At 61.4% G+C, this 24,281-nt stretch carries 20 protein-coding genes; 19 read left to right on the top strand and 1 reads right to left on the bottom strand.

What is annotated here, in order from left to right:
- Window positions 1-69 precede the first annotated feature (69 nt).
- The 10 genes from KW848_RS12625 to KW848_RS12580 all read left to right on the top strand — a co-directional run bounded on the left by KW848_RS12625 (window position 70) and on the right by KW848_RS12580 (window position 12,259).
- On the top strand, window positions 70-1,707 hold the full coding sequence (locus KW848_RS12625; RefSeq protein ID WP_218537015.1) for an ABC transporter substrate-binding protein: 1,638 nt from the start codon (window positions 70-72) through the stop codon (window positions 1,705-1,707).
- A gap of 45 nt (window positions 1,708-1,752) precedes the next feature.
- Entirely contained in the window at window positions 1,753-2,709 is a 957-nt protein-coding gene (locus KW848_RS12620) for an ABC transporter permease (protein ID WP_123366699.1), read from the top strand.
- Window positions 2,706-3,581 (top strand): ABC transporter permease, encoded by an 876-nt coding sequence (locus tag KW848_RS12615; RefSeq protein ID WP_033062146.1) that lies wholly within the window; start codon window positions 2,706-2,708, stop codon window positions 3,579-3,581. The genes KW848_RS12620 and KW848_RS12615 overlap by 4 nt, the downstream gene beginning before the upstream one ends.
- A gap of 1 nt (window position 3,582) precedes the next feature.
- On the top strand, window positions 3,583-5,424 hold the full coding sequence (locus tag KW848_RS12610) for an ABC transporter ATP-binding protein (RefSeq protein ID WP_218537014.1): 1,842 nt from the start codon (window positions 3,583-3,585) through the stop codon (window positions 5,422-5,424).
- A complete protein-coding gene (locus tag KW848_RS12605) occupies window positions 5,421-5,729 on the top strand; it encodes a (2Fe-2S)-binding protein (RefSeq protein WP_218537013.1) in 309 nt (102 codons plus the stop codon). Before KW848_RS12610 ends, KW848_RS12605 begins: the two co-directional genes overlap by 4 nt.
- Entirely contained in the window at window positions 5,711-7,102 is a 1,392-nt protein-coding gene (locus KW848_RS12600) for an NAD(P)/FAD-dependent oxidoreductase (protein ID WP_218537012.1), read from the top strand. Before KW848_RS12605 ends, KW848_RS12600 begins: the two co-directional genes overlap by 19 nt.
- Complete coding sequence (locus KW848_RS12595; RefSeq protein WP_218537011.1) at window positions 7,099-8,253, top strand: FAD-binding oxidoreductase; 1,155 nt, start codon at window positions 7,099-7,101, stop codon at window positions 8,251-8,253. Before KW848_RS12600 ends, KW848_RS12595 begins: the two co-directional genes overlap by 4 nt.
- Window positions 8,250-9,407: an acetylornithine deacetylase gene (argE, locus tag KW848_RS12590; protein WP_111452590.1), complete on the top strand. Its 1,158-nt coding sequence runs from the start codon at window positions 8,250-8,252 to the stop codon at window positions 9,405-9,407. Before KW848_RS12595 ends, argE begins: the two co-directional genes overlap by 4 nt.
- A 289-nt stretch (window positions 9,408-9,696) precedes the next feature.
- Window positions 9,697-11,154 carry an NAD-dependent succinate-semialdehyde dehydrogenase gene (locus tag KW848_RS12585; protein ID WP_111452588.1) on the top strand — a complete coding sequence of 486 codons (1,458 nt, stop codon included), beginning with the start codon at window positions 9,697-9,699 and terminating at the stop codon, window positions 11,152-11,154.
- Between the two features lie 25 nt (window positions 11,155-11,179).
- A complete protein-coding gene (locus KW848_RS12580) occupies window positions 11,180-12,259 on the top strand; it encodes a tartrate dehydrogenase (protein WP_218537010.1) in 1,080 nt (359 codons plus the stop codon).
- Window positions 12,260-12,398: 139 nt separating this feature from the next.
- Here KW848_RS12580 and KW848_RS12575 read toward each other — a convergent pair whose 3' ends face one another.
- On the bottom strand, window positions 12,399-13,325 hold the full coding sequence (locus KW848_RS12575; protein ID WP_192408254.1) for a glyoxylate/hydroxypyruvate reductase A: 927 nt from the start codon (window positions 13,323-13,325) through the stop codon (window positions 12,399-12,401).
- Between the two features lie 273 nt (window positions 13,326-13,598).
- Between KW848_RS12575 and gabT the strand changes: the two genes are divergently transcribed.
- From gabT to KW848_RS12530, 9 genes are all read left to right on the top strand, one after another.
- Window positions 13,599-14,891 carry a 4-aminobutyrate--2-oxoglutarate transaminase gene (gene gabT / locus KW848_RS12570; RefSeq protein ID WP_218537009.1) on the top strand — a complete coding sequence of 431 codons (1,293 nt, stop codon included), beginning with the start codon at window positions 13,599-13,601 and terminating at the stop codon, window positions 14,889-14,891.
- 95 nt (window positions 14,892-14,986) lie between these two features.
- Window positions 14,987-15,643, top strand: a complete 657-nt coding sequence (locus KW848_RS12565) for an HAD family hydrolase (RefSeq protein ID WP_192408256.1) — start codon at window positions 14,987-14,989, stop codon at window positions 15,641-15,643.
- Window positions 15,644-15,688: 45 nt separating this feature from the next.
- Window positions 15,689-16,177: an Lrp/AsnC family transcriptional regulator gene (locus KW848_RS12560; RefSeq protein ID WP_008055821.1), complete on the top strand. Its 489-nt coding sequence runs from the start codon at window positions 15,689-15,691 to the stop codon at window positions 16,175-16,177.
- A gap of 394 nt (window positions 16,178-16,571) precedes the next feature.
- The gene (locus tag KW848_RS12555; RefSeq protein ID WP_225607355.1) at window positions 16,572-17,342 is read left to right on the top strand and encodes a DUF4198 domain-containing protein; all 771 of its coding nucleotides are present in this window, start codon (window positions 16,572-16,574) and stop codon (window positions 17,340-17,342) included.
- A 28-nt stretch (window positions 17,343-17,370) separates the two neighbouring features.
- Window positions 17,371-18,576, top strand: coding sequence for a DUF1624 domain-containing protein (locus KW848_RS12550; RefSeq protein ID WP_218537008.1), 1,206 nt, complete (start codon window positions 17,371-17,373; stop codon window positions 18,574-18,576).
- Window positions 18,577-18,642: 66 nt separating this feature from the next.
- Window positions 18,643-19,986: an OprD family porin gene (locus KW848_RS12545; RefSeq protein ID WP_218537007.1), complete on the top strand. Its 1,344-nt coding sequence runs from the start codon at window positions 18,643-18,645 to the stop codon at window positions 19,984-19,986.
- A 360-nt stretch (window positions 19,987-20,346) separates the two neighbouring features.
- The gene (gene nirB / locus KW848_RS12540) at window positions 20,347-22,908 is read left to right on the top strand and encodes a nitrite reductase large subunit NirB (RefSeq protein WP_218537006.1); all 2,562 of its coding nucleotides are present in this window, start codon (window positions 20,347-20,349) and stop codon (window positions 22,906-22,908) included.
- Window positions 22,908-23,285 (top strand): nitrite reductase small subunit NirD, encoded by a 378-nt coding sequence (gene nirD, locus KW848_RS12535; RefSeq protein WP_218537005.1) that lies wholly within the window; start codon window positions 22,908-22,910, stop codon window positions 23,283-23,285. Before nirB ends, nirD begins: the two co-directional genes overlap by 1 nt.
- A gap of 40 nt (window positions 23,286-23,325) precedes the next feature.
- Window positions 23,326-23,766 carry a CBS domain-containing protein gene (locus KW848_RS12530; protein ID WP_192408260.1) on the top strand — a complete coding sequence of 147 codons (441 nt, stop codon included), beginning with the start codon at window positions 23,326-23,328 and terminating at the stop codon, window positions 23,764-23,766.
- The last annotated feature ends 515 nt before the right edge of the window (window positions 23,767-24,281 follow it).

Genomic DNA, 24,281 nt, shown 5'->3' with positions numbered 1-24,281 from the left:
TTGCGTTTCCAGGACGTTCCGGTCAACCGGGACACTCGAGCCTTCTCATTTTCGACAGGTACAACTGATATGACTGACAACAAGATCGACTCCCAACTGATCTCCGGCCAGGAAAGCCTGCGGGTTTTCGAAGGTCTCAATCGCGGCATGTCCCGCCGTAACGCCTTGCAGATGCTCGGTGTGGCCGGTGTTGCGGCAGCGGGCGCCGGCAGCCTGTTCAGCGCCGCCGGTAAACTGTTCGCCGAAGAAGCCGCCACCCCCGGCAAAGGCAAGCCGGGCGGGCGGATTCGTGTCGCCGGCATGTCCAGTTCCACCGCCGATACCCTGGATCCGGCCAAGGGCGCGTTGTCGACCGACTACGTGCGCCACTTCATGTTCTATAACGGCCTGACCCGTTTCGACGCCCACCTGGTGCCGCAACTGGAACTGGCCGAGCGCATCGACAACACCGATGCCACGCTGTGGACCATCACCCTGCGCAAGGACGTGACCTTCCACAACGGCAAGACCCTGAGCGCCGCGGACGTGGTGTATTCGCTGTCGCGCCACAAGGATCCGCTGACCGGTTCCAAGGTCATGCCGCTGATGGCGCAGTTCGAAGAAATCAAAGCCACCGGCCCCAACGAAGTCCAGATCCGCCTGAGCGCGCCGAACGCCGAGCTGCCGTCGATCCTCGCCGTGTCGCACCTGTTGATCGTTCCGGAAGGCACCACCGATTTCAACCAGGGCATCGGCACCGGACCGTTCAAGGTCAAGGAATTCAAACCGGGCGTGCGCTCGATTGCCGCGCGCAACACCGGCTACTGGAAACCGGGCCTGCCGTACCTGGACGAGATCGAGTTCATCGCCATTGCCGATGAGCCGTCGCGGATCAACGCGCTGCTGTCGGGCGACGTGCATCTGATCAACGAGGTCAACCCGCGCTCAACCACGCGCATCAAGGCCAGCCCCAAGCACCGGGTCGTCGATGCGCCGTCGGGCAACTACACCGACCTGATCATTCGCCAGGACCAGATGCCGGGCAAAAGCGCCGAATTCACCCAGGCCATGAAGTACCTGCTGGACCGTGAACAGGTCAAATCCGCGGTTTTCCGTGGCTTTGCCGTGGTCGGTAACGACCATCCGATTTCCCCCGGTTCGCGCTACTACAACGCCGACCTGCCGCAACGAGTCTACGACCCGGAAAAAGCCAAATTCCTGCTGAAAAAAGCAGGTATGGAAAGTATCACCATGCCGTTGGTTGCATCGCCAGCCGCCACCGGTTCGGTGGACATCGCGGTGCTGTTGCAACAATCGGCGAAACAGGCTGGGCTCAAGCTCGACGTCAACCGCCTGCCGAGCGATGGCTATTGGTCCAACCACTGGATGAAGCACCCGCTGAGCTTCGGCAACATCAATCCGCGGCCGAACGCCGACGTGATGTTCTCGCAGTTCTTCCAGTCGAAAGCACCGTGGAACGAATCGGGCTGGCAGAACGATCAGTTCGATCAGTTGCTGATGCTTGCCCGGGGTGAAACCGACGACGTCAAGCGCAGCAAGATGTACGCCGACATGCAGACCCTGGTGCATGATCACAGCGGTATTGGCGTGCCGGTGTTCATCAGCAACATCGACGGTGTCGACCAGCGCATCAAAGGCTACGGCAGCAATCCGCTGGGCGGTTTCATGGGCTACATGTTCGCCGAGCAGGTCTGGCTGGACGCTTGATGAGCGGTGGTTGCAGCGACGGGGACATTGCATGAGGGTAGGGCGATGAATAGCAACACATTGTGGTTGATCGGCCGGCGCCTGGGCGCCGCGATCGTGACCTTGTTGATCGTGTCCATGGTCGTGTTTGCGATCACGGCGGTACTGCCGGGGGACGCGGCGCAACAATCGCTCGGGCAGTTCGCCACGCCGGAACAGGTGGCGGCCTTGCGCCTGAAACTGGGGCTGGATCAGCCCGGTGTGTTGCGTTACCTGCACTGGTTGATGAATCTGCTGAGCGGCGACATGGGCCAGTCGGTTTCCAACGCCATGCCGGTCAGCGAGTTGATGGCGGGGCGGGTGCCCAACACCCTGATGCTGGCGGCCGCCACGGCGCTGGTGTCAGTGCCGGTGGCGTTGATTCTCGGCATCGGCTCGGCGATGGGCCGCGGGGGGCGCATCGACAGCTTCCTGAGCTTTTTCACCCTGGCCATGGTCGCCGTCCCGGAGTTTCTGGTGGCGACCCTGGCGGTGCTGATTTTTGCGGTGAACCTGGGTTGGTTGTCGGCGCTGTCGTACGCCAGCGACATTACCTCACCTTGGCAATTCATGCGCACGTACGCCTTGCCGGTGCTGACGCTGTGTTGCGTGATCGTCGCGCAAATGGCCCGCATGACCCGGGCAGCGGTGATCGATCAACTGGACAGCCCTTACGTGGAAATGGCCCGGCTCAAAGGCGTGAGCCCGATGCGCATCGTCCTGCGCCATGCCTTGCCCAATGCCATCGGGCCGATTGCCAATGCCATCGCCCTGAGTCTTTCCTACCTGTTGGGCGGGGTGGTGATCGTCGAGACGATCTTCAACTACCCCGGCATCGCCAGCCTGATGGTCGATGCGGTGACCAACCGTGACATGGCGCTGGTCCAGGCCTGCACTATGTTGTTTTGCACGGCGTACCTGGGATTGGTGCTGATTGCCGACCTGTGCGCGATTCTGTCCAATCCGAGGCTGAGAAACCAATGAACAATCTCATTGTGAAATCGACGCCCGCGACCCCCGACCTGTCGGTTGGCAAGGTGTCTCATGGTCCGGCCTGGCTGGGTCTGATCGGGGCTGCGATGTGCGTGATCTGGTTGCTGGTGGCGATTTTCGGCCCGTGGCTGGCGCCGCACCCGGTGGGTGAAGTGGTCTCTGACAATGTCTTTGACAGCATCAGCGCCGTTTACCCGTTTGGTACCGATTACCTGGGTCGCGACATGCTCAGCCGCATCCTCGTCGGCGCACGCTTCACTGTTGGTCTGGCGTTGGTGGCAGCCGTGTTGGCCAGCGGCCTGGGCACCAGTTGCGCTCTGCTGTCGGTGGTGTCGCCGAAGTGGCTGGACGAGGTGATCAGCCGCTTGATGGACGCCTTCATCTCGATCCCGAGCAAGATGCTGGCGCTGATCATGGTCTCCGCTTTCGGTTCGTCGGTGACCTTGCTGATCTGCACGGCGGTGCTGAGTTTCACCCCCGGCGCGTTCCGCATCGCCCGCAGCATGGCGGTGAACATCGAAGCCCTGGAATACGTGCAAGTGGCCCGCACCCGGGGCGAGCGTCGGCTGTACATCGCCTGCGTGGAAATCCTGCCGAACATGCTCAACCCGGTACTGACGGACCTGGGGCTGCGTTTCGGCTTCATCGTGCTGCTGCTCAGCGGCATGAGCTTCCTCGGGCTGGGCGTGCAACCGCCGGATGCCGACCTCGGCTCACTGGTGCGCGAAAACATCGGCGGCCTCAACCAGGGCGCGCCGGCCATCGTGATTCCGGCGCTGGCCATCGGCACCCTGACCATCGGTGTGAATCTGTTTATCGACCGCCTGTCTTCGCGACGTAGTCGACGTTCGGGAGGCCATTGAAATGAGTGAATTGATTCGAGTCGAGAACCTGCGCGTGGTCGCCTGTGGCGAGCGTGGCGAAGTCGAAATCGTCAAGGGCGTAAGTTTCTCCCTGGCCAAAGGTGAAGTGCTGGCGTTGATCGGCGAGTCCGGTTCCGGCAAGACCACCATCGCCCTGGCGCTGCTCGGTTACGCCCGGCGCGGTTGTCGCCTGGCGTCCGGCGTGGTGCAGATCGGCGAGCACGACATGCTGGCGTTGAGCGAAAACGAGCTGCAAGGCCTGCGGGGCAACCGTGTGTCCTATATCGCCCAGAGTGCGGCGGCGGCGTTCAACCCGGCGAAAAAACTCATCGATCAAGTGGTGGAGGGCGCATTGATTCATGGCCTGGGCAGCCGGGCTGCGCTCGAAGCCAAGGCCGTCGAATTGTTCCGCGACCTTGCGTTGCCGGACCCCGATCGCATCGGCCAGCGCTATCCCCATCAGGTCTCGGGCGGACAACTACAGCGGGTCATGGCGGCGATGGCGCTGATCAGCGATCCGCTGCTGGTGGTGCTCGACGAACCGACGACGGCCCTCGATGTGACGACCCAGATTGAGGTGCTGCGCGCCTTCAAACGGGTGGTGCGTGAACGTGGAGCGACGGCGGTTTACGTGTCCCACGACCTCGCGGTGGTCGCGCAGATGGCCGATCAGATTGTGGTGCTCAATGGCGGCAAGATTTTCGAGCAAAGCGCCACCGCGCCCTTACTCAAAGGCCCGGCCCACGAATACACCCGCAGCCTGCTGGCGGCGGCGCGGCCGGACACGACGATTCGTCCCCCCTGCGATGTGGCGCAAGACACGCCATTGCTGACGATCCAGGGCCTGACCGCCGGTTACGGCAACAAGAACATGCACGGCATGCCGTCGATTCGGGTGCTGGAAGACATCGACCTGACGGTGCGCCGGGGTCAGGCTATCGGCGTGATCGGTGAGTCGGGCTCGGGTAAATCGACCCTGGCGCGGGTGGTGGCGGGGTTGCTGACTCCAGCGCTGGGCGGGCTGACCTTCGATGGTCAGCCACTGGGTGGCAGCCTGTCCGAGCGCACCGCCGAACAGTTCCGCCGCATTCAAATGGTCTTCCAGAACGCCGACACCGCGCTCAACCCGATGCACAGTGTCAGCACGATTCTGAGCCGGCCGCTGAAGATGTATTTCGGTCTCAAAGGGGCCGCATTGCGCGAGCGCATCGGCGAGTTGCTGGACCTGGTGCGCCTGCCGCGAGATATGGCCGAGCGGCGTCCGAATGAACTGTCTGGCGGGCAAAAGCAGCGGGTCAACCTGGCCCGGGCGCTGGCGGCCAAACCGGACCTGATTCTGTGCGATGAGGTGACCTCGGCGCTGGATACTGTGGTCGGCGCGGCGATTCTCGAACTGCTGCGCGACCTGCGTCAGGAACTGGGGGTTTCGTACCTGTTCATCAGCCACGACATTTCCACCGTCCGCGCGCTGTGCGATGACATTGTGGTGATGTACAGCGGCCACAAGATCCAGGCCGGCACTCGGCAAGCGTTCGCCCAGGCGCCGTTTCATCCTTACACCGACCTGTTGATCCATTCGGTGCCGGAACTGCGTCAGGGCTGGCTGGAGAACTGCGGCACCACCTGCGGCGAACTGCCGCCAATCGGCGCCAGAGCCAACGTGCCGGAGTTGTGCACCTTTCTCAATCGGTGCCCGGTGCGGGTTGATGGCCTGTGCAATCACACCGCGCCGAGCCGCCGAGTCATCGCCGGTGGCAGCGAAATCCTTTGCCACCACGACACCGCCGAGCTGCTGAAAGCCCAGCAGGATTTGAACATCATGACCCAGGGAGCCTATGCATGAAGGGGCGTTTTGTGAGGTTGGCCGAGCAGGGCCGGCCGACCGTCAATTTGAAGGTGGACGGTGCAGCCATCGAGGCGTTGCAGGGCGATACCCTGATAGTCGCGTTGCTGACCCAGGGCTCGGCGCTACGCCAATCGGAATTCGATTCGGGCCGGCGCGCCGGTTTTTGTTTGATGGGCGCGTGCCAGGATTGCTGGGTCTGGACCCGCAGCGGCGAACGCCTGCGTGCCTGTTCCAACGAAGTCCGTGAAGGGCTGGACATCGTCACTACACAACCGGAGGCGACATGGCCACTGCACGGCTGAGCTCTAATAAAGTCGTTATCGTCGGCGCCGGGCCGGCCGGTATTCGCTGTGCCGAAACCCTGGTGGCTGCGGGTTTAAAGCCGATCCTGATCGATGAAAATCGCCGGGATGGCGGGCAGATCTACCGTCGCCAACCGGAAGGCTTTACCCGCGATTACGCCACGCTGTATGGCACCGAAGCTGGCAAGGCCCGGGACCTGCACCAAAGCTTCGACCGTTTGCGCGGGTCGATCGACTACCGACCTGACACGCTGGTGTGGAACCTCACGCCGGGGCAACTGTGCTGCGTCAGTCAGGGCAAGCATACAACGGTGGATTACGACGCGTTGATCCTCTGCACTGGCGCGACCGATCGTTTGATGCCGATTGAAGGCTGGCAACTGGCGGGCACCTACAGCCTTGGCGGGGCGCAGATCGCGCTCAAATCCCAGGCGGTTTCCATCGGTCACAGCGTGGTGTTCATGGGCAGTGGGCCGTTGCTGTATCTGGTGGCCAGCCAATATGTTAAAGCCGGCGCCAAGGTGGCGGCAGTGCTCGATACCTCGCCGCTGAGCAAACGCATCCTTGCCATGCCCAAACTGCTGGCGCGTCCGGGATTGCTGTTCACCGGGATGAAACTATTGGCGCAGCTGTATCAGGCGAAAATCCCGGTACACCTAGGGATCAAACCTCAGCAAGTGCTGGGCGACGCGGCAAGCGGTGTCAGTGGCGTGCGGGTCAGCACGGCGCGCGGGGAAAGCCTGACGATCAATTGCGATGCCGTGGCCCTGGGTTATCACCTGCGCCCGGAAACGCAATTGGCGGACCTGGCCGGTTGTCGCCTGCGTTTCGATGAGGCGTCCAGCCAATGGTTACTGGCGGTTAATGAGGACGGCCGGACCTCGGTCCGTGGTGTGTACGCGGCCGGGGACGGCTCGAAGATTCGCGGCGCGGATGCCGCTGAACATGCCGGAAGGCTGGTCGCCATGGCGCTGCTGGAGGACCTGAACCAACCGGTGAATGCCGGGTTGCGCGACGAACAACGCCACGCGCTGGCGGTGATGGATCAATTTCGCCTGGGGCTGGCGCAGGCGTTTCCCTGGCCGTCGGCGCAAGCCAAAGATTTACCGGATGCCGCCATCGTCTGTCGTTGCGAGATGATCAGCGCCGGGGAGTTGCGCCGTACCGTCAGCGAAAAGGGCGCCTGCGAAGTCAATCGGGCCAAGGCGTTCAGTCGGGTCGGCATGGGCCGTTGCCAGGGCCGTTATTGTTCCCAGGCCGGGGCCGAGGTGATTGCTGCCGCTGCTGGCGTCAGCGTGCAACAGGTCGGCCGGCAGCGAGGTCAGGCGCCGGTCAAACCCCTTTCGATGCTCACCGAGGAGGTGTCGCCATGACGGTTCACAAAGCCGATGTCGTGATTGTCGGCGGCGGCCTGATGGGCTCGGCGGCGGCGTTTTTTCTGCGTCAGCGCGGTCAGTCGGTGATCCTGCTGGAGCGCGATCAGATCGGTCAGTACGCCAGCGGCGTTAACTTCGGCAACGTGCGGCGCCAAGGCCGATTCCTTGGGCAGCTGGCGTTGGCCAACCGTTCGTGGGCGCTGTGGAAGCGCTTACCGGAGCTGATCGACGACGACCTCGAATTCATCGCCAGCGGGCACATGCGTGTGTGTTATCGCGAAGACGAAATCCCTGAACTGGAAGCCTACGCGGCAACGCCCGAAGCGGCGCAACTGGATCTGAAAATCTATCGCGGTGCCGAGCTGCACACGCGGTTCCCGTTTCTTGGGCCCGACGTGAAGGGCGGTTCCTACGCGCCCCACGATGGCCACGCCAACCCGCGTTTGGCCGCCCCGGCGTTTGCCCGTGCCGCACGACGCCTCGGCGCGCGGATCGAGGAACAAACCGAAGTCGCCGAGGTGCAGAAGGTCGGTGGTGAGTTCAGCATTACCACCACCGATGGCCGCCAATTCAGCGCCGCCCAGCTATTGATTACCGCCGGCGCCTGGGGTCAGAAACTGTCGGCGCAGTTCGGCGAGCCGGTGCCGCTGGACACCCATGGCCCGCAAATGGCCGTGACCGAACCGGTGCCTTACGCCTTGCCGACGGTGATTGGCGTGTACACCAAAATTCCTGAGGAAGTGATCTACTTCCGGCAGATCCCGCGCGGCAACATCGTCATCGGCGGTGGCTACCGCAGCAAACCGGACATGCTCAATCGCCGGGCCTATGTCGAGCCGCGCAGCATCCTCAATCAGATGGAGCAAATGCGCCGCCTGCTGCCGGGTGTCGGCAACCTCAACATTATCCGGGTCTGGAGCGGCATCGAAGGTTATCTGCCCGATTCCCTGCCGGTGATGGGCCCCAGCGGCACCGTCGATGGCTTGTTCTACGCTTTCGGCTTCAGCGGCCACGGGTTTCAGCTCGGCCCGGGTGTCGGCGATGTGATGGCTGAACTGATCAGCACCGGCAGCACCAGCACCTCGATTGAACCGTTCTCCATCAACCGGTTCGCCCTCTCAGCCGAGCAACGGAGCAAGGCCTCATGAAACCCCGTGTACTGGATATTCTCAAACGCCTGATGGCCTTCGACACCGTGTCTTCGGAGTCTAACATGGCCCTCATCGAGTACGTGCGGGACTTGCTGCTGAGCAAGGGCATCGAGTCGCTGATCGTCAAGGATGAAACCGGCAAAAAGGCCAACCTGTTCGCCAGCACCGGGCCGCGCGAGTTGCCGGGGGTTCTGCTGTCCGGGCATACCGACGTGGTGCCGGCGGCGGGGCAGGCCTGGACCTTCCCGGCGTTTCAGGCGACGGTGCAGGACGGACGAATTTACGGCCGTGGCAGTTGCGACATGAAGGGCTTCATTGCATTGGCCATCGACGCCATGCTCGACGCGGCGGACAGCCCCTTGAACCGGCCGCTGCAACTGGCGCTGTCCCATGACGAAGAAACCGGTTGCGTCGGCGTGCGCCGTTTGCTGGACGTGTTGCACCTGGCACCTGTGCGGCCGTTTTTGTGCCTGATCGGTGAGCCGACCAACATGCAGTTTGTGTTGGGGCACAAGGGCAAGGGTTCTTACCGCACTTACTGTCGGGGCCTGGAGGCGCACTCATCGCTGGCACCACGCTCGGTCAATGCAATTCATGTGGCCTGCGATTTCATCACTGCGTTGCGTCAAAGCCAGCAGCAGCTGCAAGAGCAGGGCGCCCAGGATGCTGACTACGACGTGCCTTACAGCACCGTGCATGTCGGGCAGATTGTCGGCGGCAAGGCGCTGAATATTGTGCCGAACCTGTGCACCCTCGATTTCGAAGTGCGCAACTTGCCGGCGGACGATCTGGATCAGTTCCTGGAACAGATGCGCGAGCGTGCCGAAGTCATCGTGCGTGAGGCGAAAAAACTGTCCAGTGTCGCCGCGATCGAGATTGAAACCGTCAACGTCTATCCCGGCCTCGATACGCACCCGAGTGTTGAAGCGGTGCGCTTCCTGAAGAACTTCGCCGCGCCGGATACCGGCACCGCCAAAGTCTCATTCGGCACCGAAGGCGGGCTGTTCAAGCAACGCCTGGATGTGCCAGTGGTAGTCTGCGGACCGGGCTCGATCGAACAGGCGCACAAGCCGGACGAATTCGTCGAGATCAGCCAGATGGAGGCCGGGGAGCGGTTTCTTGATGGTTTGCTCGGTTCTCTGAAACTGTAATCAGGTTCCATGGCAAACACAGATCAAATGTGGGAGATCAAATGTGGGAGCGAGCCTGCTCGCGATGGCGTCCTCTCAGTCGATATTGATGTCGCCTGACACACCGCTATCGCGAGCAGGCTCGCTCCCACAGGGTTCTGTGTTTACCTGGACCGACCTTTTCTCCCCTCGGTAGAGCCTGCCGTCCCACCCCGAATTTCAGCATCCAACACCGCCCAATCGGCACTTTCAGCATCCTCATCCGCAGCACCTCCATAGACTTAAGCATGTCTCGGATCAGGACTCGACCATGCTCAAGAATCGTTTGAAAGACCCCAGCCTTCTGGCAGAACTCGCCTATGTCGACGGGCAGTGGATCGGCGCTGACAACGCCGCAACCCTGGACGTCATCGACCCGGCCAACGGCCAGCTGATTGCCCGCGTACCGGCGATGCAAGGCGCGGAAACCCGTCGCGCCATCGAAGCGGCGGAAAAAGCCTGGCCGGCCTGGCGCGCTCGCCCGGCGGCGGAACGTGCGGCGCTGCTCGAACACTGGTATCAGGCCATGATCGACAACCTCGACGACCTGGCGCTGATCATGACGTGCGAACAGGGCAAACCGTTGAACGAAGCCAAAGGCGAAATTCGCTACGGCGCCGGTTTCGTCAAATGGTTCGCCGAGGAGGCCCGGCGGGTCTACGGCGAAACCATGCCGGCCCCCAGCGGTGACCGCCGACTGCTGACGCTTAAGCAACCGGTGGGTGTGTGCGCCGCGATTACCCCGTGGAATTTTCCCAACGCGATGATCACCCGCAAATGCGCGCCGGCATTGGCGGCAGGGTGCCCGATCATCGTCAAACCCTCGGACCTGACGCCGTTGTCTGCTTTGGCGTTGGCGGTATTGGCCGAGCGCGTGGGCCTCCCGGCCGGGGTGTTCAACGTGTTGACCGGCATGCCCGCCGGGATCGGCGAAGAGCTGACCGGTAACCCGAGCGTGCGCAAGATTTCCTTCACCGGCTCGACCGCCGTCGGCCGCTTGCTGATGCGCCAGAGCGCCGAACACATCAAGCGCCTGAGCCTGGAACTGGGCGGCAACGCGCCATTCATTGTGTTCGACGACGCTGACCTTGAGCAGGCGGTGGCCGGCATCATGCTCAGCAAGTTTCGCAACGCCGGGCAAACCTGCGTCTGCGCCAATCGGATTCTTGTGCAGGACGGTATTTATGAACGCTTCGCCCAGCGTCTGGTGGAGGAGGTGGGCAAGCTCAAGGTCGGTAACGGCCTGGACGCCGACGTCACCATCGGCCCTCTGATCAACCCGGCGGCGGTGAGCAAAGTCGCCCGGCACATTGACGATGCCCTGAGCCAGGGCGCACGTTTGCTCTGCGGCGGCATGCCCGAGGGCGACAGCCAGTTTGTTCAACCCACGGTCCTCGGCGAGGCCCACGCGGGCATGCTGCTGGCCAATGAAGAAACCTTCGGCCCAGTGGCGCCGCTGATGCGCTTTACCAATGAAGCCGAAGCCCTCGCCTTGGCCAATGCCACGCCTTACGGTCTGGGTGCCTACTATTTCACTCAGGATTTGCGTCGTTCGTGGCGTTTCGGCGAGGCGCTGGAATTTGGCATGGTCGGCCTCAACACCGGGATCATTTCCATGGAAGTCGCCCCGTTCGGCGGCATCAAACAATCAGGCCTGGGCCGCGAAGGCAGCAAGTACGGTCTGGATGAATACCTTGAAGTCAAAGCCTTCCACATCGGTGGGCTGTAATTCACTGACACGGGGAGGCAAATTGATGAGCAAGACATTCAAAATCGCCGCGATTGCCGGCGATGGCATTGGCAAGGAAGTCCTGCCGGAAGGGCTGCGCATATTGGAGCAAGCCGCGAAGAAATGGCAGCTGGACCTGAGTATCGAAGTGCTCGACTGGGCGCATTGCGATTACTACCTGGAACACGGACAGATGATGCCCGACGACTGGTTTGAACAGCTCAAGGGTTTCGACGCGATCTACTTCGGCGCCGTGGGCTGGCCGGACAAGGTGCCGGACCACATTTCCCTGTGGGGCTCGCTGCTCAAATTTCGTCGGGACTTTGACCAGTACGTGAACATTCGCCCGGTGCGCCTGTTCCCCGGCGTGCCGTGCCCCTTGGCCGGACGCAAGCCGGGAGACATCGATTTCGTGGTGATCCGCGAGAACACCGAGGGCGAGTATTCGTCGGTGGGTGGCAAGATGTTCGAAGGCACCGAGCATGAATTCGTGCTGCAAGAGTCGGTGTTTACCCGGCGCGGCGTGGACCGGATCCTCAAGTTCGCTTTCGACCTGGCCCAGACCCGACCGCGCAAGCGCCTGACGGCGGCGACCAAGTCCAACGGGATTTCCATCAGCATGCCGTACTGGGACGAGCGCACCGCATTGATGGCGGCGCAATACCCGGACATCACCTGGGACAAGCAGCACATCGACATTCTGTGCGCGCGTTTCGTGCTGCAACCGGATCGGTTCGATGTGGTGGTGGCGTCAAACCTGTTCGGTGACATCCTGTCCGACCTGGGGCCTGCGTGTGCAGGAACCATCGGCATCGCGCCGTCGGCCAACCTCGATCCCGAACGTCGCTTTCCGTCGCTGTTCGAACCGGTGCATGGCTCGGCACCGGACATCTATGGGCAGAACATCGCCAACCCGATTGCGATGATCTGGTCCGGGGCGTTGATGCTGGATTTTCTGGGGAATGGAGAAGAGCGTTATCGCGCGGCGCATGACGGGATTTTGCAGGCGATCGAGCGGGTGATTGCGCAGGGGCCGATCACACCGGATTTGGGGGGGAAGGGTTCCACTCAGGATGTCGGCAAAGCCATCGCCGACAGACTCTGAACCCTCCACCGATCCAATGTGGGAGCGGGCTTGCTCGCGAAGGCTTCCTGTCAGTTGATATTGATGTCGACTGACACACCGCTTTCGCGAGCAAGTCGAATCGTCGCACCGCCGCTCCCACAGTCGATTTGTGTTTTAGTCAGTAACCTTGGGTGCGGTCGATCTGGCCCACCATCGGCTCGCCGCTTTGATGCCGCCGAATATTCTCCAACAACACCCCAAACGCACTCTCCGGCTGCGTCATAGCGGCAATATGCGGTGTCAGCAGAATCTGCGGATGATCCCAAAACGGATGATCCTCCGGCGCCGGTTCTTCCTGCAGCACATCGAGTACCGCGCCACTGAGCTGCCCGCTGTCCAGCGCCTCAAGCAGATCACTCTCCACCAGATGCCCGCCACGACCCATGTTGATCAACGCCGCGCCATGGGGCAATTGCCGGAACAATTCACGATCGAGAATGCCTTGGGTCTGCTCCGTCAGCGGCAGCACGCACAACAGAATGTCGCACTGGCTGAGAAACGCCGGCAGTTGCTCGCGACCGGCGTAACACTCCACGCCAGTGACCTGATGCGCACTGCGCGCCCAGCCCGACAAGGCAAAGCCCAGGGGCTGCAAGGTCGCCAGAATCTGCTGAGCCTGGGTGCCAAGGCCCATGACCCCGACCCGCCGCGTGGCCGCCGGTTGCAGCAAGTGCGCCTGCCAGCACCGCGCCATTTGTTGCTGACGATAACGCAGCATGTCCCGGTGCAGGCTCAGCACCGCAAAACTGGCGTACTCGCACATGCCGCGGGTGATGCCCGGGTCCAGCAGGCGCACCACCGGCAATCTCGCGGGCAAGCGACTGAGGTCCAGTTGATCGACCCCGGCCGACAACGCGAACAACACGTTCAGATTCGGCAGCAACGCCTCTAGATCGTCGGGTGCCTGCCAAGCGGCGAGGTATTCGATGTCCGCGGGATCACCGATGTCCGGCCAGGCGCGCCATTCGATATCCGGGGCGTGTTTGGCGAACAGCGCTTTCCACTGTTCGCCGCGCACAGGGTCAGCTTTATAAAGCAGGGCCATGGGCATGTCCTGAAGGGATGAAGGTGCTGAACATCATCGCGCAACGTCGGCGCAGGATCTGTCGAAAGGGCCGGGTTAAACGGGTTTCGTGATGTTCGATCGGCGACCGCCCGGCAGATTCGGCGGGCGAAAGGAATCTGCCGTTTGGCAGGGTGAAAACAGTCGATCCGAATTTCTCAGGGGCCAAGTTCGGCGTAGATCGTTTCGCGCAAGGCTTAACCTGAACACCATCGCAACCACCTCCCGGTTGCCGGACTCACGATGGGAAATGCCATGAATAGCAAAGTCGACGAAACCCCTCATTTGCTCCGTCAGCGCGATCAATTCGTGCCGCGTGGCCTGGTTACCGCTCACCCGTTGGTGATCGATCGCGCCCAAGGTGCCGAGTTATGGGACGTGGACGGCAAGCGCTACCTGGATTTTGTCGGCGGCATCGGTGTGCTGAATATCGGTCACAACCATCCGAAAGTGGTCGCTGCGGTACAGGCGCAATTGCAAAAGATCTCTCACGCCTGTTTCCAGGTGGTGGCCTATAAGCCTTATCTGGACCTGGCCCAACGCCTGTGCGAAATGATCGGTAGCCAAGATGCGTATAAAACGGCGTTCTTTACCTCCGGTGCCGAAGCGGTGGAAAACGCGGTGAAGATCGCCCGCGCCCACACCAATCGCTCGGCGGTGATCGCCTTCCGCGGCGGTTTCCACGGCCGCACCTTGCTCGGCACCACGCTGACCGGCATGAGCCAGCCGTACAAGCAGAACTTCGGGCCGTTCGCGCCGGAGGTCTTCCACACCCCGTATCCAAATGCCTATCGCGGCGTCACCAGCGAGATGGCGCTCAAGGCCCTCGACGAGTTGCTGGCCACCCAGGTTGCCCCTGAGCGTGTCGCCGCGATCATCATCGAACCGGTGCAGGGCGACGGCGGTTTCCTGTCAGCACCGGCGGAATTTCTCCAGGCCCTGCGCGTGCTGACGGAAAAGCACGGCATCGTGCTGATTCTCGATGAAATCCAAACCGGTTTCGGCCGTACCGGCAAGTGGTTCGGTTTCCAGCACGCCGGCATTCAGCCGGACCTGGTGACCGTCGCCAAGAGCTTGGCCGGTGGCTTGCCGTTGTCCGGGGTGGTCGGCAAGGCCGAGATCATGGACGCGCCGCTGCCCGGTGGCCTGGGCGGCACCTACGGTGGCAATGCCTTGTCCTGCGCCGCTGCGCTGGCGGTGATCAAGGCCTTCGAGGAAGAACAGCTGCTGACCCGCGGCGAAGCACTCGGTGAGCGTTTGCGCCAAGGCCTGCTGCGTTTGCAGGCTCGTCACGGGCAAATCGGCGACGTGCGCGGCACCGGGTTCATGCTGGCGATCGAACTGATCAAGGATGACGCGGCCCGCACGCCGGACGCTGACCTGAATCAGCGACTGATCGATGAAGCCCGGGTCGGTGGTTTGCTGGTGATCAAATGCGGTGTGTACCGCAACGTGTTGCGCTTCCTTGCGCCGCTGGTGACCACCGAAGAACAGGTCGATGAAGCGCTGCAGATTCTTGAAGCGGCATTGGCACGGGTCTTGAACTGAGCTCATGGCCGCTCGGGGCGGTGCCACAAGGCATCGTCCGTGAGCGTTTATGGAGCATGGATTGATGGAATGCATCATCGGAGGCGTTGCGCACCATGGGGCTGACTGAATATCGAGCACTGCTCATCGATTGCGATGAGGTCCTGGTCGATCGGGACTCGGGTGTCTGGACGGCACTGCAACCGCTGCTGGACAGCCGAGGCGGTCACCCGGACAGGGAACAGGTGCTGGCCGAATACAGCGAGGTGGTGCGAGCGCTGTATCCGCGTTTCGCCGAACTGGGCTTTAGTGGCGTACTGTGTTTCGCCCATCGCCAGCTGGCCGAGCGTTGGGGCCTGAAAGCCAGTTGGGAGGAGGGCATGAGCTTTGCCCGTTCGGTGGCCGGCTGGTCGCTGTTCGAGGACGCGCCCGGCGCGATGTTGTACCTGCGCAAGTTCTACCGCTTGCTGGTGCACGGCGACCGGGATGCCGAGGATCGAGGACTGCTGTGTGAACGATTGGGGATCATGCCTGACGATTTCATTTCACTGGCCAGCGACCCTTTACTCGATCCGCAGTGGTTAAAGGCTAACGCTTTTGAAGCCGGCAACATCCTGCACGTGACCCGACCTTCGGCCGATCGACAGACGGCCAAGGACGTGTGCCTGATCTGTCGCGGCCGCTCAAAACAGCCCACGCCGTGCGCGGCGGATTACTGTATTAACAGCATGGCGGATCTGGTGGCTCAGCATCAGCTGTCTTTACGGCGCTGATTTTGCTAGAAGATTGTCTTACAAACGGCAGTCAAGAGGTACGCAATGGAAGGGTTAGTCAAACTGGACCGAATCGACATCAGCATCCTGGTGGAGCTGCAAAAGGACGGGCGCATGACCAACGTCAGCCTGGCCGATGCGGTGGGGTTGTCGGCCAGTCCCTGCCTGCAACGGGTCAAACGGCTTGAGTCGGCCGGGTATATTTCCAGCTACAAGGCGCACCTGAACCTGGCCAAGATCACCGATTCGGTGACGGTGTTTACCGAAATCACCTTGAGTGACCACAAGCGCGAAGACTTCGCCAAGTTCGAGTCCAACATCCGCTTGGTGGACGAAGTGCTTGAATGCCATTTGATCAGCGGTGGCTACGATTACCTGGTGCGCTTCATGACCCGCAGCATCCAGCATTATCAGGAAGTGATCGAAAGCCTGCTGGACAAGAACATCGGCATCTCCAAGTACTTCAGTTACATCGTCATCAAATCTCCGGTGCTCAAGGACGGCGTGCCGCTGCGCAAATTGCTGCGCCACTGAACCAACCCCCTTTTCCAATCCCGACATGAGCCCCCCTGTGGGGCGAACCTGCTCGCGAAGAGGCCGTTACATTCAACATCACTGTTGACTGTGACGCCGCCTTCGCGAGCAGGCTTGCTCCCACAGTTGCATTCGCAATGCACTTCATTTGGACATCAGACCGGCACATCCGCCCGAGCGCCTCATCCTGGCGCAAGCCGCATAAACGGCTGTTTCAAGCCACAAAAACAGTTGCCGATTGCTCCGTACGCGCGGATTTCAGAGCAAAGCGCAAAAGTCTCTGCGCTGTAATGCGTTCAGAGAGAGGGGAACGGTTTGTTGTCTGGCTGGTTTCGATAAAACGAGGCGGCAACGACCCGTTGAATAACACCAATCGGAGCGTAAAAAAATGCGAATGAGCAACGCAAAAGCACTATTGGGTTACGGCGTCCTCCTGCTGGCGAGCAGCAGCGAGGCGCATCAAATCTGGTACGAACAACCACCCGGCCAACCCCTGGCGTTGTACTACGGGGAATATGACAAGAACATGCTGGAAGTCACGCCGGGCGGGATGGACCGGTTTCAGCAACTCAAGGGCTGGTCGATCAGCAACCGGTCCCAGCCATTAACGCTGACCTTGCAGCGTCAGGCGTTTGCGGTGGCCCATCAAACCCGGGCAGATGATTCGCTGCTGGCCCAGGACCCGCACTATCCGATCTTCGATATCCATGAGGCGGACAAGGCGCTGAAGACTCATTGGACACCGGCAACCCGTTGGGTCGGTGACTTGCGCGCGCGCACCCCGGAACTGACCCTGGACATCGTGCCGACCGGCGTCGCCGATGCAGGCAAGGCGCAGTTCCAGGTGTTCTATGCGTCCAAACCGTTGGCCGACCAGGACGTGGTGCTGGAAACCGGCTCCGGCGAAGTGTTTACCCAGCGCACCGATGCCGCGGGCAAAGTCAGCTTCGAGCTGCCATGGCAGGGCACCTACGTGGTGGCCGTGGAATACAAGGACCGCACGCCCGGCGAACGCATCAGTCCTCAAGGCAAGGCCGAACCGTTCGATATAAAGAGCTTCAGTTCGACACTGTCGTTCTATCGATCACAGGGCCAGACGCCGTTGCCGCGCGCGCCGTCGCAGCTGCCGGCATCGGAAGTCGCCAGGCTGAAGAAACAGGCCTGACCCCTCGACCACTACATGAGTGACTGATATGACCCCATCTTCAGGATTGGCAGGGCAGGCGACAACCGCTTCCCCTGCGTTTGCAACCAGTGTCGTCAAGGCCAACACCCGAATGCTGGCGATCGACGCCCTGCGCGGTTTCGTCATGCTGTTGATGCTGATCGACCATGTGCGGGAAACCTTTCTGCTGCACCGTCAGGTGACCGACCCGATCGATGCGTTAAGTGTCACTCCGGACCTGTACTTCACCCGAATGCTCAGTGAAATCTGCGCCCCGGCGTTCATCTTCCTCACCGGTTTGTCAGCCTGGCTCTACAGCCAGAAGCACACGGCGAAAGAAACCTCGGTGTTCCTACTCAAGCGCGGGTTGTTCCTGGTGTTTCTGGAAGTCACCTTTGTGTGCTTTGCCTGGAACGCCGAGTTCCCGCCCAAGACCCTGTGGCTGCAGGTGATCTGGTGTATCGGCATATGCATGATCGTGCTCGCCGGGTTGCTGCACTTCAAACGCGGTTGGCTGATCGTGCTCGGCGTGGCGATTGTCGCCGGGCACAACCTGCTTGATGGCGTGATCGTGGGACCGGAGTCGCCGTTCTTCGTGCCGTGGTCGATCCTGCATCAGCGGGTGTTTATCGACATCACCGATTTCACCCGGGCCCGCACCACATACCCGGTATTGCCCTGGATTGGCGTGATCCTGCTGGGGTGGGGGATCGGGCCATGGTTCGGCAAGGACATGGACTCGGCCGAGCGGATTTTCCGCCTGCTCAAACTGGGCGCCGGCCTGCTGGTGGCGTTCGTGTTCATTCGCTACCTCAACGTTTATGGCGAGAAACCCTGGGTGCAGACTGGTGACTCGCTGCGCACCTTCATGAGTTTCATGAGCGCCAAGAAGTACCCGCCCTCGCTGATGTTCCTGATGCCGACGATTGGCCTTTCGCTGATCTTGCTGGCGCTGTTCGAGAAGCTTCAGGATCGCTGGTCCACCGCGACCCTGGCGATTTACGGCGGGGCGCCGATGTTCTTCTATTTGCTGCACTTGTACGTACTCAAGGCGATGTACCTGGCGGCAGTGGCGATCTGGGGTGCCAATCAGGGGGCCTACTATGGCTTCGACAACCTGCCCACGGTGTGGCTGTGGAGTGTGATCCTCGGGGTGTTGCTGTTCTTCCCGACGCGCTGGTTCGCCAACCTCAAACAGCGCCGTCGCGATATCGCGATCCTCAAATACCTCTGACGTGCCCAAGGGTGTCCCCCGTTCGGCGGGACACCTTGCAGACCCGGAATTCTGTGGAGTTGCACTGTGAAAACCCTATCGACGCACACCCTGCTACTGGCATTGGGCGGGCAGTCCCTGCTCGCCCTGGCTTCAGAGCAAGACACCGCAAAAGGCTTTATCGAAGACAGTCAATGGAGCCTGCTCAACCGCAGCCTCTACGACCGTCGCGACTATGAACACGGCTCACTGAGCAATGGCGCGCGCAATGCCTTCAAGCCCCGATCCGAACGCAGTGACCTGGCCGAGGAATGGGCCTATGGCCTGATGGCCGATTTCATGTCCGGCTACACCACCGGCACCGTAGGGCTGGGCCTGGATGCCCATGTCTATTCCGGCTGGGAACTGGACAGCGGCGGCGGCCGGGCCGGCAAGGCGCGGGTGTTGGGGGTGGACAATGACGGGCACCCCAAGGATGAGTTCAGCCGAGGCGGCGCCGTGGGCAAGCTGCGGTTTTCCTCGACGGAATTGCGTTACGGCGAGCAGCGGGTAAAAACCCCCGTGTTCGGTTCATCCGACAGCCGCTTGCTACCGGAGACCGCCACCGGCTGGCTGCTGACCAGTCGCGAACTGCCCGCCACGACCCTGTATGGCGGACATTTCAACGAGAGCACCGACCGCAATGCCACCGGTCATGACCAAGGGTTTGTGGTCAATTACTCCAACGGCAAACAGGGCGACAGCTTCGATCTGGTGGGGGTGCGCAACACGGCGGTCAAAGGGCTCAACGCCAGCCTGTTCAGCGCGGACTACGCCGACACCTGGCGCCAGCACTACCTGGGCGCGGTCTACACCCAGCCATTGGCGGAAGGCCAGGACCTGATCTTTGATCTCAATTTGTACCGAACCCAGGACACTGGCAAAGCCTTGTCCGGCCGCATCGACAACACCACCTGGAGTTTGCTGTCGACCTACAAACTCGGGGCCCACAGCTTCGGGCTGGGGTATCAAAAGGTCGATGGCGACACGCCCTTCGATTACGTGACCCGTGGCGCGATCTACTTGAGCAACGCCGTGGCGCTGTCCGATTTCAACGCGCCCCGGGAGGCTTCCTGGCAAGCGCGTTATGACCTGAACATGGCCGGTTATGGCATTCCCGGCCTTAGCTTCGGCGCACTGTACGTGCGCGGCAGCGGCATCGACGGTACTGATATGGACCCGAACGGCGGCTACAAATGGCTGGGTTACGGGCAGGGTGGCAAGCATTGGGAGCGTGATCTACAGGCCAAATATGTGGTGCAGTCGGGCGTTGCGAAAAACCTCGCGTTCAGCCTGCGCCATGCGGTTCATCGCGGGAATGCGGCTCAAGCAGAACTGGACGCCAATCAGCTCCGCCTGGCGATCGAATACCCGTTGGGTGGCAAATTCTGAACCGGAATGGGATCGCCTTTGTGCACTTTTATAAGGCCGCGCACCCCTGCGCTGCACTATGCGAAGGCAAATATCGGGCGTTCATCGACACCTGTGGTCAACGTTTACGGGCGCAAGGACTGCCAATCGCCGACTGGCACAAAGTCTGCAAGACACTGTTCAGGCCCACTGTGACGCAGTCGAGTGGGCAGCCCCCTCGGTCAACGATGATCGATTGGCCGAACAGGTCGTGGGCAACATCGGTGGTTCCGGCATAGATGCCTGACTTAGCACCGTAAATGAACAGGCAAAGACGCCTGGAACCGCAAGGTTTCAGGCGTTTTTTTTTGCTTTTTGAACAGCTATCGACGGGTGTCTCTTATGAATTCCAATGTTGCCACTTTGAACAAGCTGCAAACGCTGATCGTGATCGGCAATGGCATGGTCGGACATCATTGTGTCGAACAGCTGATCGAACGCGGTGCCCTTGATCACTATCGGCTGCACGTGTTCAGCGAGGAGCCGATGCGTGCCTACGACCGCGTGCACCTTTCCGAGTATTTCTCCGGCCGTGATGCCGAGTCGCTGGCCCTCGGTGAAGCCTCGCTGTACCAGACCCCGGGCGTAACCCTGCATCTGGGGGCTCCGGTCCTGGAAATCGACCGCGCACGCCGCCAGGTGATCACCGCGCAAGGCTGTGTCTCCTACGACAAATTGGTGCTGGCCACCGGGTCCTATCCGTTTGTGCCGCCGATCGAAGGCGCCGAGGGCGATTCGCGCCTGGTGTATCGCACCCTTGAAGACCTCGACGCCATTCGTGCCGCGGCCAGCAACGCCCGACGCGGTGTGGTGGTTGGCGGTGGCTTGCTGGGACTGGAAGCGGCCAACGCCCTGAAAACCCTGGGGCTCGAAGCGCATGTGGTGGAATTCGCCCCGCGCCTGATGCCGGTGCAACTGGACGAATACGGTGGCCTGGCGCTCAAGGCGCAGATCGAACGGCTCGGCGTCGGCGTGCATTTGTCGCGCGGCACGCAATCGATCAGCGCAGGTGAGGAATACCGCTACCGGATGAACTTCGCCAATGACGAATTTCTTGAAACCGACCTGATCGTGTTTTCCGCCGGTATCCGTGCGCAAGACGCACTGGCCCGCCAATGCTCGCTGGAAGTCGGCCCGCGCGGCGGCGTGGTGATTGATGACCAATGCCAGAGCAGCGATCCGAACATCTATGCCATCGGCGAATGTGCCGCATGGAACGGCAGCATTTTCGGCCTGGTCGCCCCGGGCTACCAAATGGCGCGCGGTGTTGCCGCATTGCTGTGCAACGAAACCGCCGAGCCGTTCATGGGCGCGGACATGTCGACCAAGCTCAAACTGCTGGGCGTCGATGTCGGCTCCATCGGCGACGCCCACGGCAGCACGCCGGGCTCGCGCAGTTATCAGTTCATCGACGAAACCACGGCCAGCTATCGTCGCCTGGTGGTGGATGCGACGGGCAAGCATGTACTCGGCGCGGTGCTGGTGGGTGACAACAGCTATTACGACACGCTGCTGCAATACATGCAGAACGCGATTGCGCTGCCGGCGGAACCCGCCAGCCTGATTCTGCCGTCGTCCGAAGGCGCGCCGACCCTGGGCCCGGGCGCGTTGCCCGAAGCGGCCACGGTCTGCTCGTGCCACAACGTCACCAAGGGCTCCATTTGCTCGGCCATCGACGGTGGCTGCACCGACCTCGGCCTGCTCAAGTCGCAGACCAAGGCCTGCACCGGTTGCGGCGGTTGTGCCGGGCTGCTCAAGCAGGTGTTCGAACATGAGTTGATTGCCCGTGGCGTCAGCGTCGACAAAAGCCTGTGCGAACACTTTGCCTATACCCGTCAGGAGCTTTATGCGCTGGTGCGGGTAGAAGGGGTGATCACCTTCGAAGAACTGCTGGCCAAGCATGGCCGTGGCCACACCGGTTGCGACGTGTGCAAACCGGCGGTGGGCTCGATCCTTGCGTCGTGCTGGAACCAGCCGATCATGGACGCGTCGCTGGTACCGCTGCAGGACACCAACGACACCTTCATGGCCAACATGCAGAAGAACGGCACCTATTCGGTGGTGCCGCGCATCCCCGGTGGCGAGATCACTGCCGACAAACTGATCGCGATTGGTGTGGTGGCGAAGAAATACGACCTCTACACCAAAATCACCGGCGGCCAGCGTATCGACCTGTTCGGCGCGCAGTTGCATGAGTTGCCGGACATCTGGGCCGAACTGATTGAAGCCGGTTTCGAAACCGGGCACGCCTACGGCAAATCCACCCGCACCGTGAAGTCTTGCGTCGGCAGCACCTGGTGCCGTTATGGCGTGCAAGACAGCGTGCAAATGGCCTTGACCATCGAGGACCGCTACAAGGGCTTGCGCTCGCCACACAAGCTCAAATTTGCGGTGTCTGGTTGCACCCGCGAGTGCGCCGAGGCCCAGAGCAAAGACGTTGGCGTGATCGCCACCGAGAAAGGCTGGAACCTTTACATCGCCGGTAACGGCGGCATGCGCCCGCGCCATGCCGAGCTGTTCGCCACCGACCTCGACGATGCGACCCTGATCCGCTACATCGACCGCTTCCTGATGTTCTACATCCGCACCGCCGACAAATTGCAACGCACCTCGGTGTGGCGCGAAAGCCTGGAGGGCGGCCTCGATTACCTCAAGGAAGTGATCATCAACGACAGCCTCGGGCTGGGTGAAGAGCTCGAATCGCAGATGCAACTGGTGGTCAACCGCTATGAATGCGAGTGGGCCAACGCCCTCAAAGACCCGGAAAAACTCAAACGCTTCCGTACCTTCGTCAACGATAAACGCCCGGACCCGGACATCCACTTTGTCCAGGAACGCGGCCAGCGGCGCCCGATCATGGCCGCCGAACTCAACCTTATCCCTGTCACCGAGGAGATTGCCTGATGAGCCAGTCCAATACCCAACGCATCGATTCCCTGGAAAACCCCGAGGCCTGGCAAACGGTGTGCGAGCAACAGGACTTGGTCAGCAACTCCGGCGTTGTGGTCTGGCTCGACGGCGCGCAACTGGCGCTGTTCTACCTGCCGGGTGCTGAGGGTCGGACCCTCTACGCCATCGACAACCATGACCCGCAGTCCGGGGCCAATGTGATCGGTCGCGGGTTGGTCGGCAGCATCAAGGGTGATCTGGTGGTTGCATCGCCAATCTACAAACAGCATTTCCGCCTTGAGGACGGCAGCTGCCTGGAGTATCCGCAACAGCGTCTGCGTGTCTGGCCCGTGCGGTTGAACAGCGGCGTGGTGGAAGTCGGGGTGGCTTGAGCCTGTTCAACAGCATCGCGTATTCGCATCGGAGGCATTTATGAAAACAGCCGCACAATTGCTGAAACTCAAGGCCGTGCAAAACCGTCAGGTGCATAGCATCGCGCCGGATGAAATGGTGCTTGAAGCGCTGAGGATCATGGCTGAAAAGAACGTGGGCGCGCTTCCGGTGATCGAGGCCGGGCAAGTGGTCGGCGTGATCAGCGAGCGTGACTATGCGCGTAAGGTGGTTTTGCAGGGGCGCTCTTCGGTGGGTACGCCGGTGCGCGACATCATGAGCGCGCCTGTGGTGACGGCTGACAGTCAGCAGAGTATCGAGCGTTGCATGGCGGTTATGACTGACAGCCATCTGCGTCATTTGCCGGTGATGGAGGGCGGCGAACTGATGGGGCTGTTATCGATTGGGGATTTGGTCAAGGAAGCGATCGTTGAGCAGGCGGATTTGATTCGGCAGTTGGAGCATTACATTCGCGGGCACTAGGGCGGTCAGTGTGACTGAGGTTGGGGGACATATCCGTTTTTGTTGTGATGGCGACTTAGGGTTCCGCCCTTACGGCGGGTCACTTGGAAGAGCGCCAAGTAACCAAACGCTTTCGCCCCTGACGTACGGTGCCTCGCTGTGGCTCGGCATACCCTCGCTCCGGTCCTGCTCCGTGGGCCCGCCGCCATCGGCCATCCATGGCCGGGGGCGGCTACCGCGGCATCCTTGCCGCGGTGCCCACTGCGCAGAACCTGCGCTCGGCCTTCCGACGGGGCAGATCAAGATCAAAAGCAAGATCAAAAGCCCGGCGTTGTACCTGTGGGAGCGGGCTTGCTCGCGAAAAACGTGAACGATTACGCATGCTGTCTGAATGAACGCGGTGTCCGGACGTTTTTCGCGAGCAAGCCCGCTCCCACAGGGGGAATGCGTACGCTTGAAGAGACAGGCCGGCCGGTAGGCCGCCTCGCTTTTGCGGTACTCGCCCCCTCGGGAGGCTTCGTTCCGGTTCTGCGCAG

Source organism: Pseudomonas sp. PDM25 (assembly GCF_019219045.1).
Classification (GTDB): Bacteria; Pseudomonadota; Gammaproteobacteria; order Pseudomonadales; family Pseudomonadaceae; genus Aquipseudomonas.
Note: the sequence above shows the minus strand (reverse complement) of the source record. Positions and strands in the feature narration are given on the sequence as shown.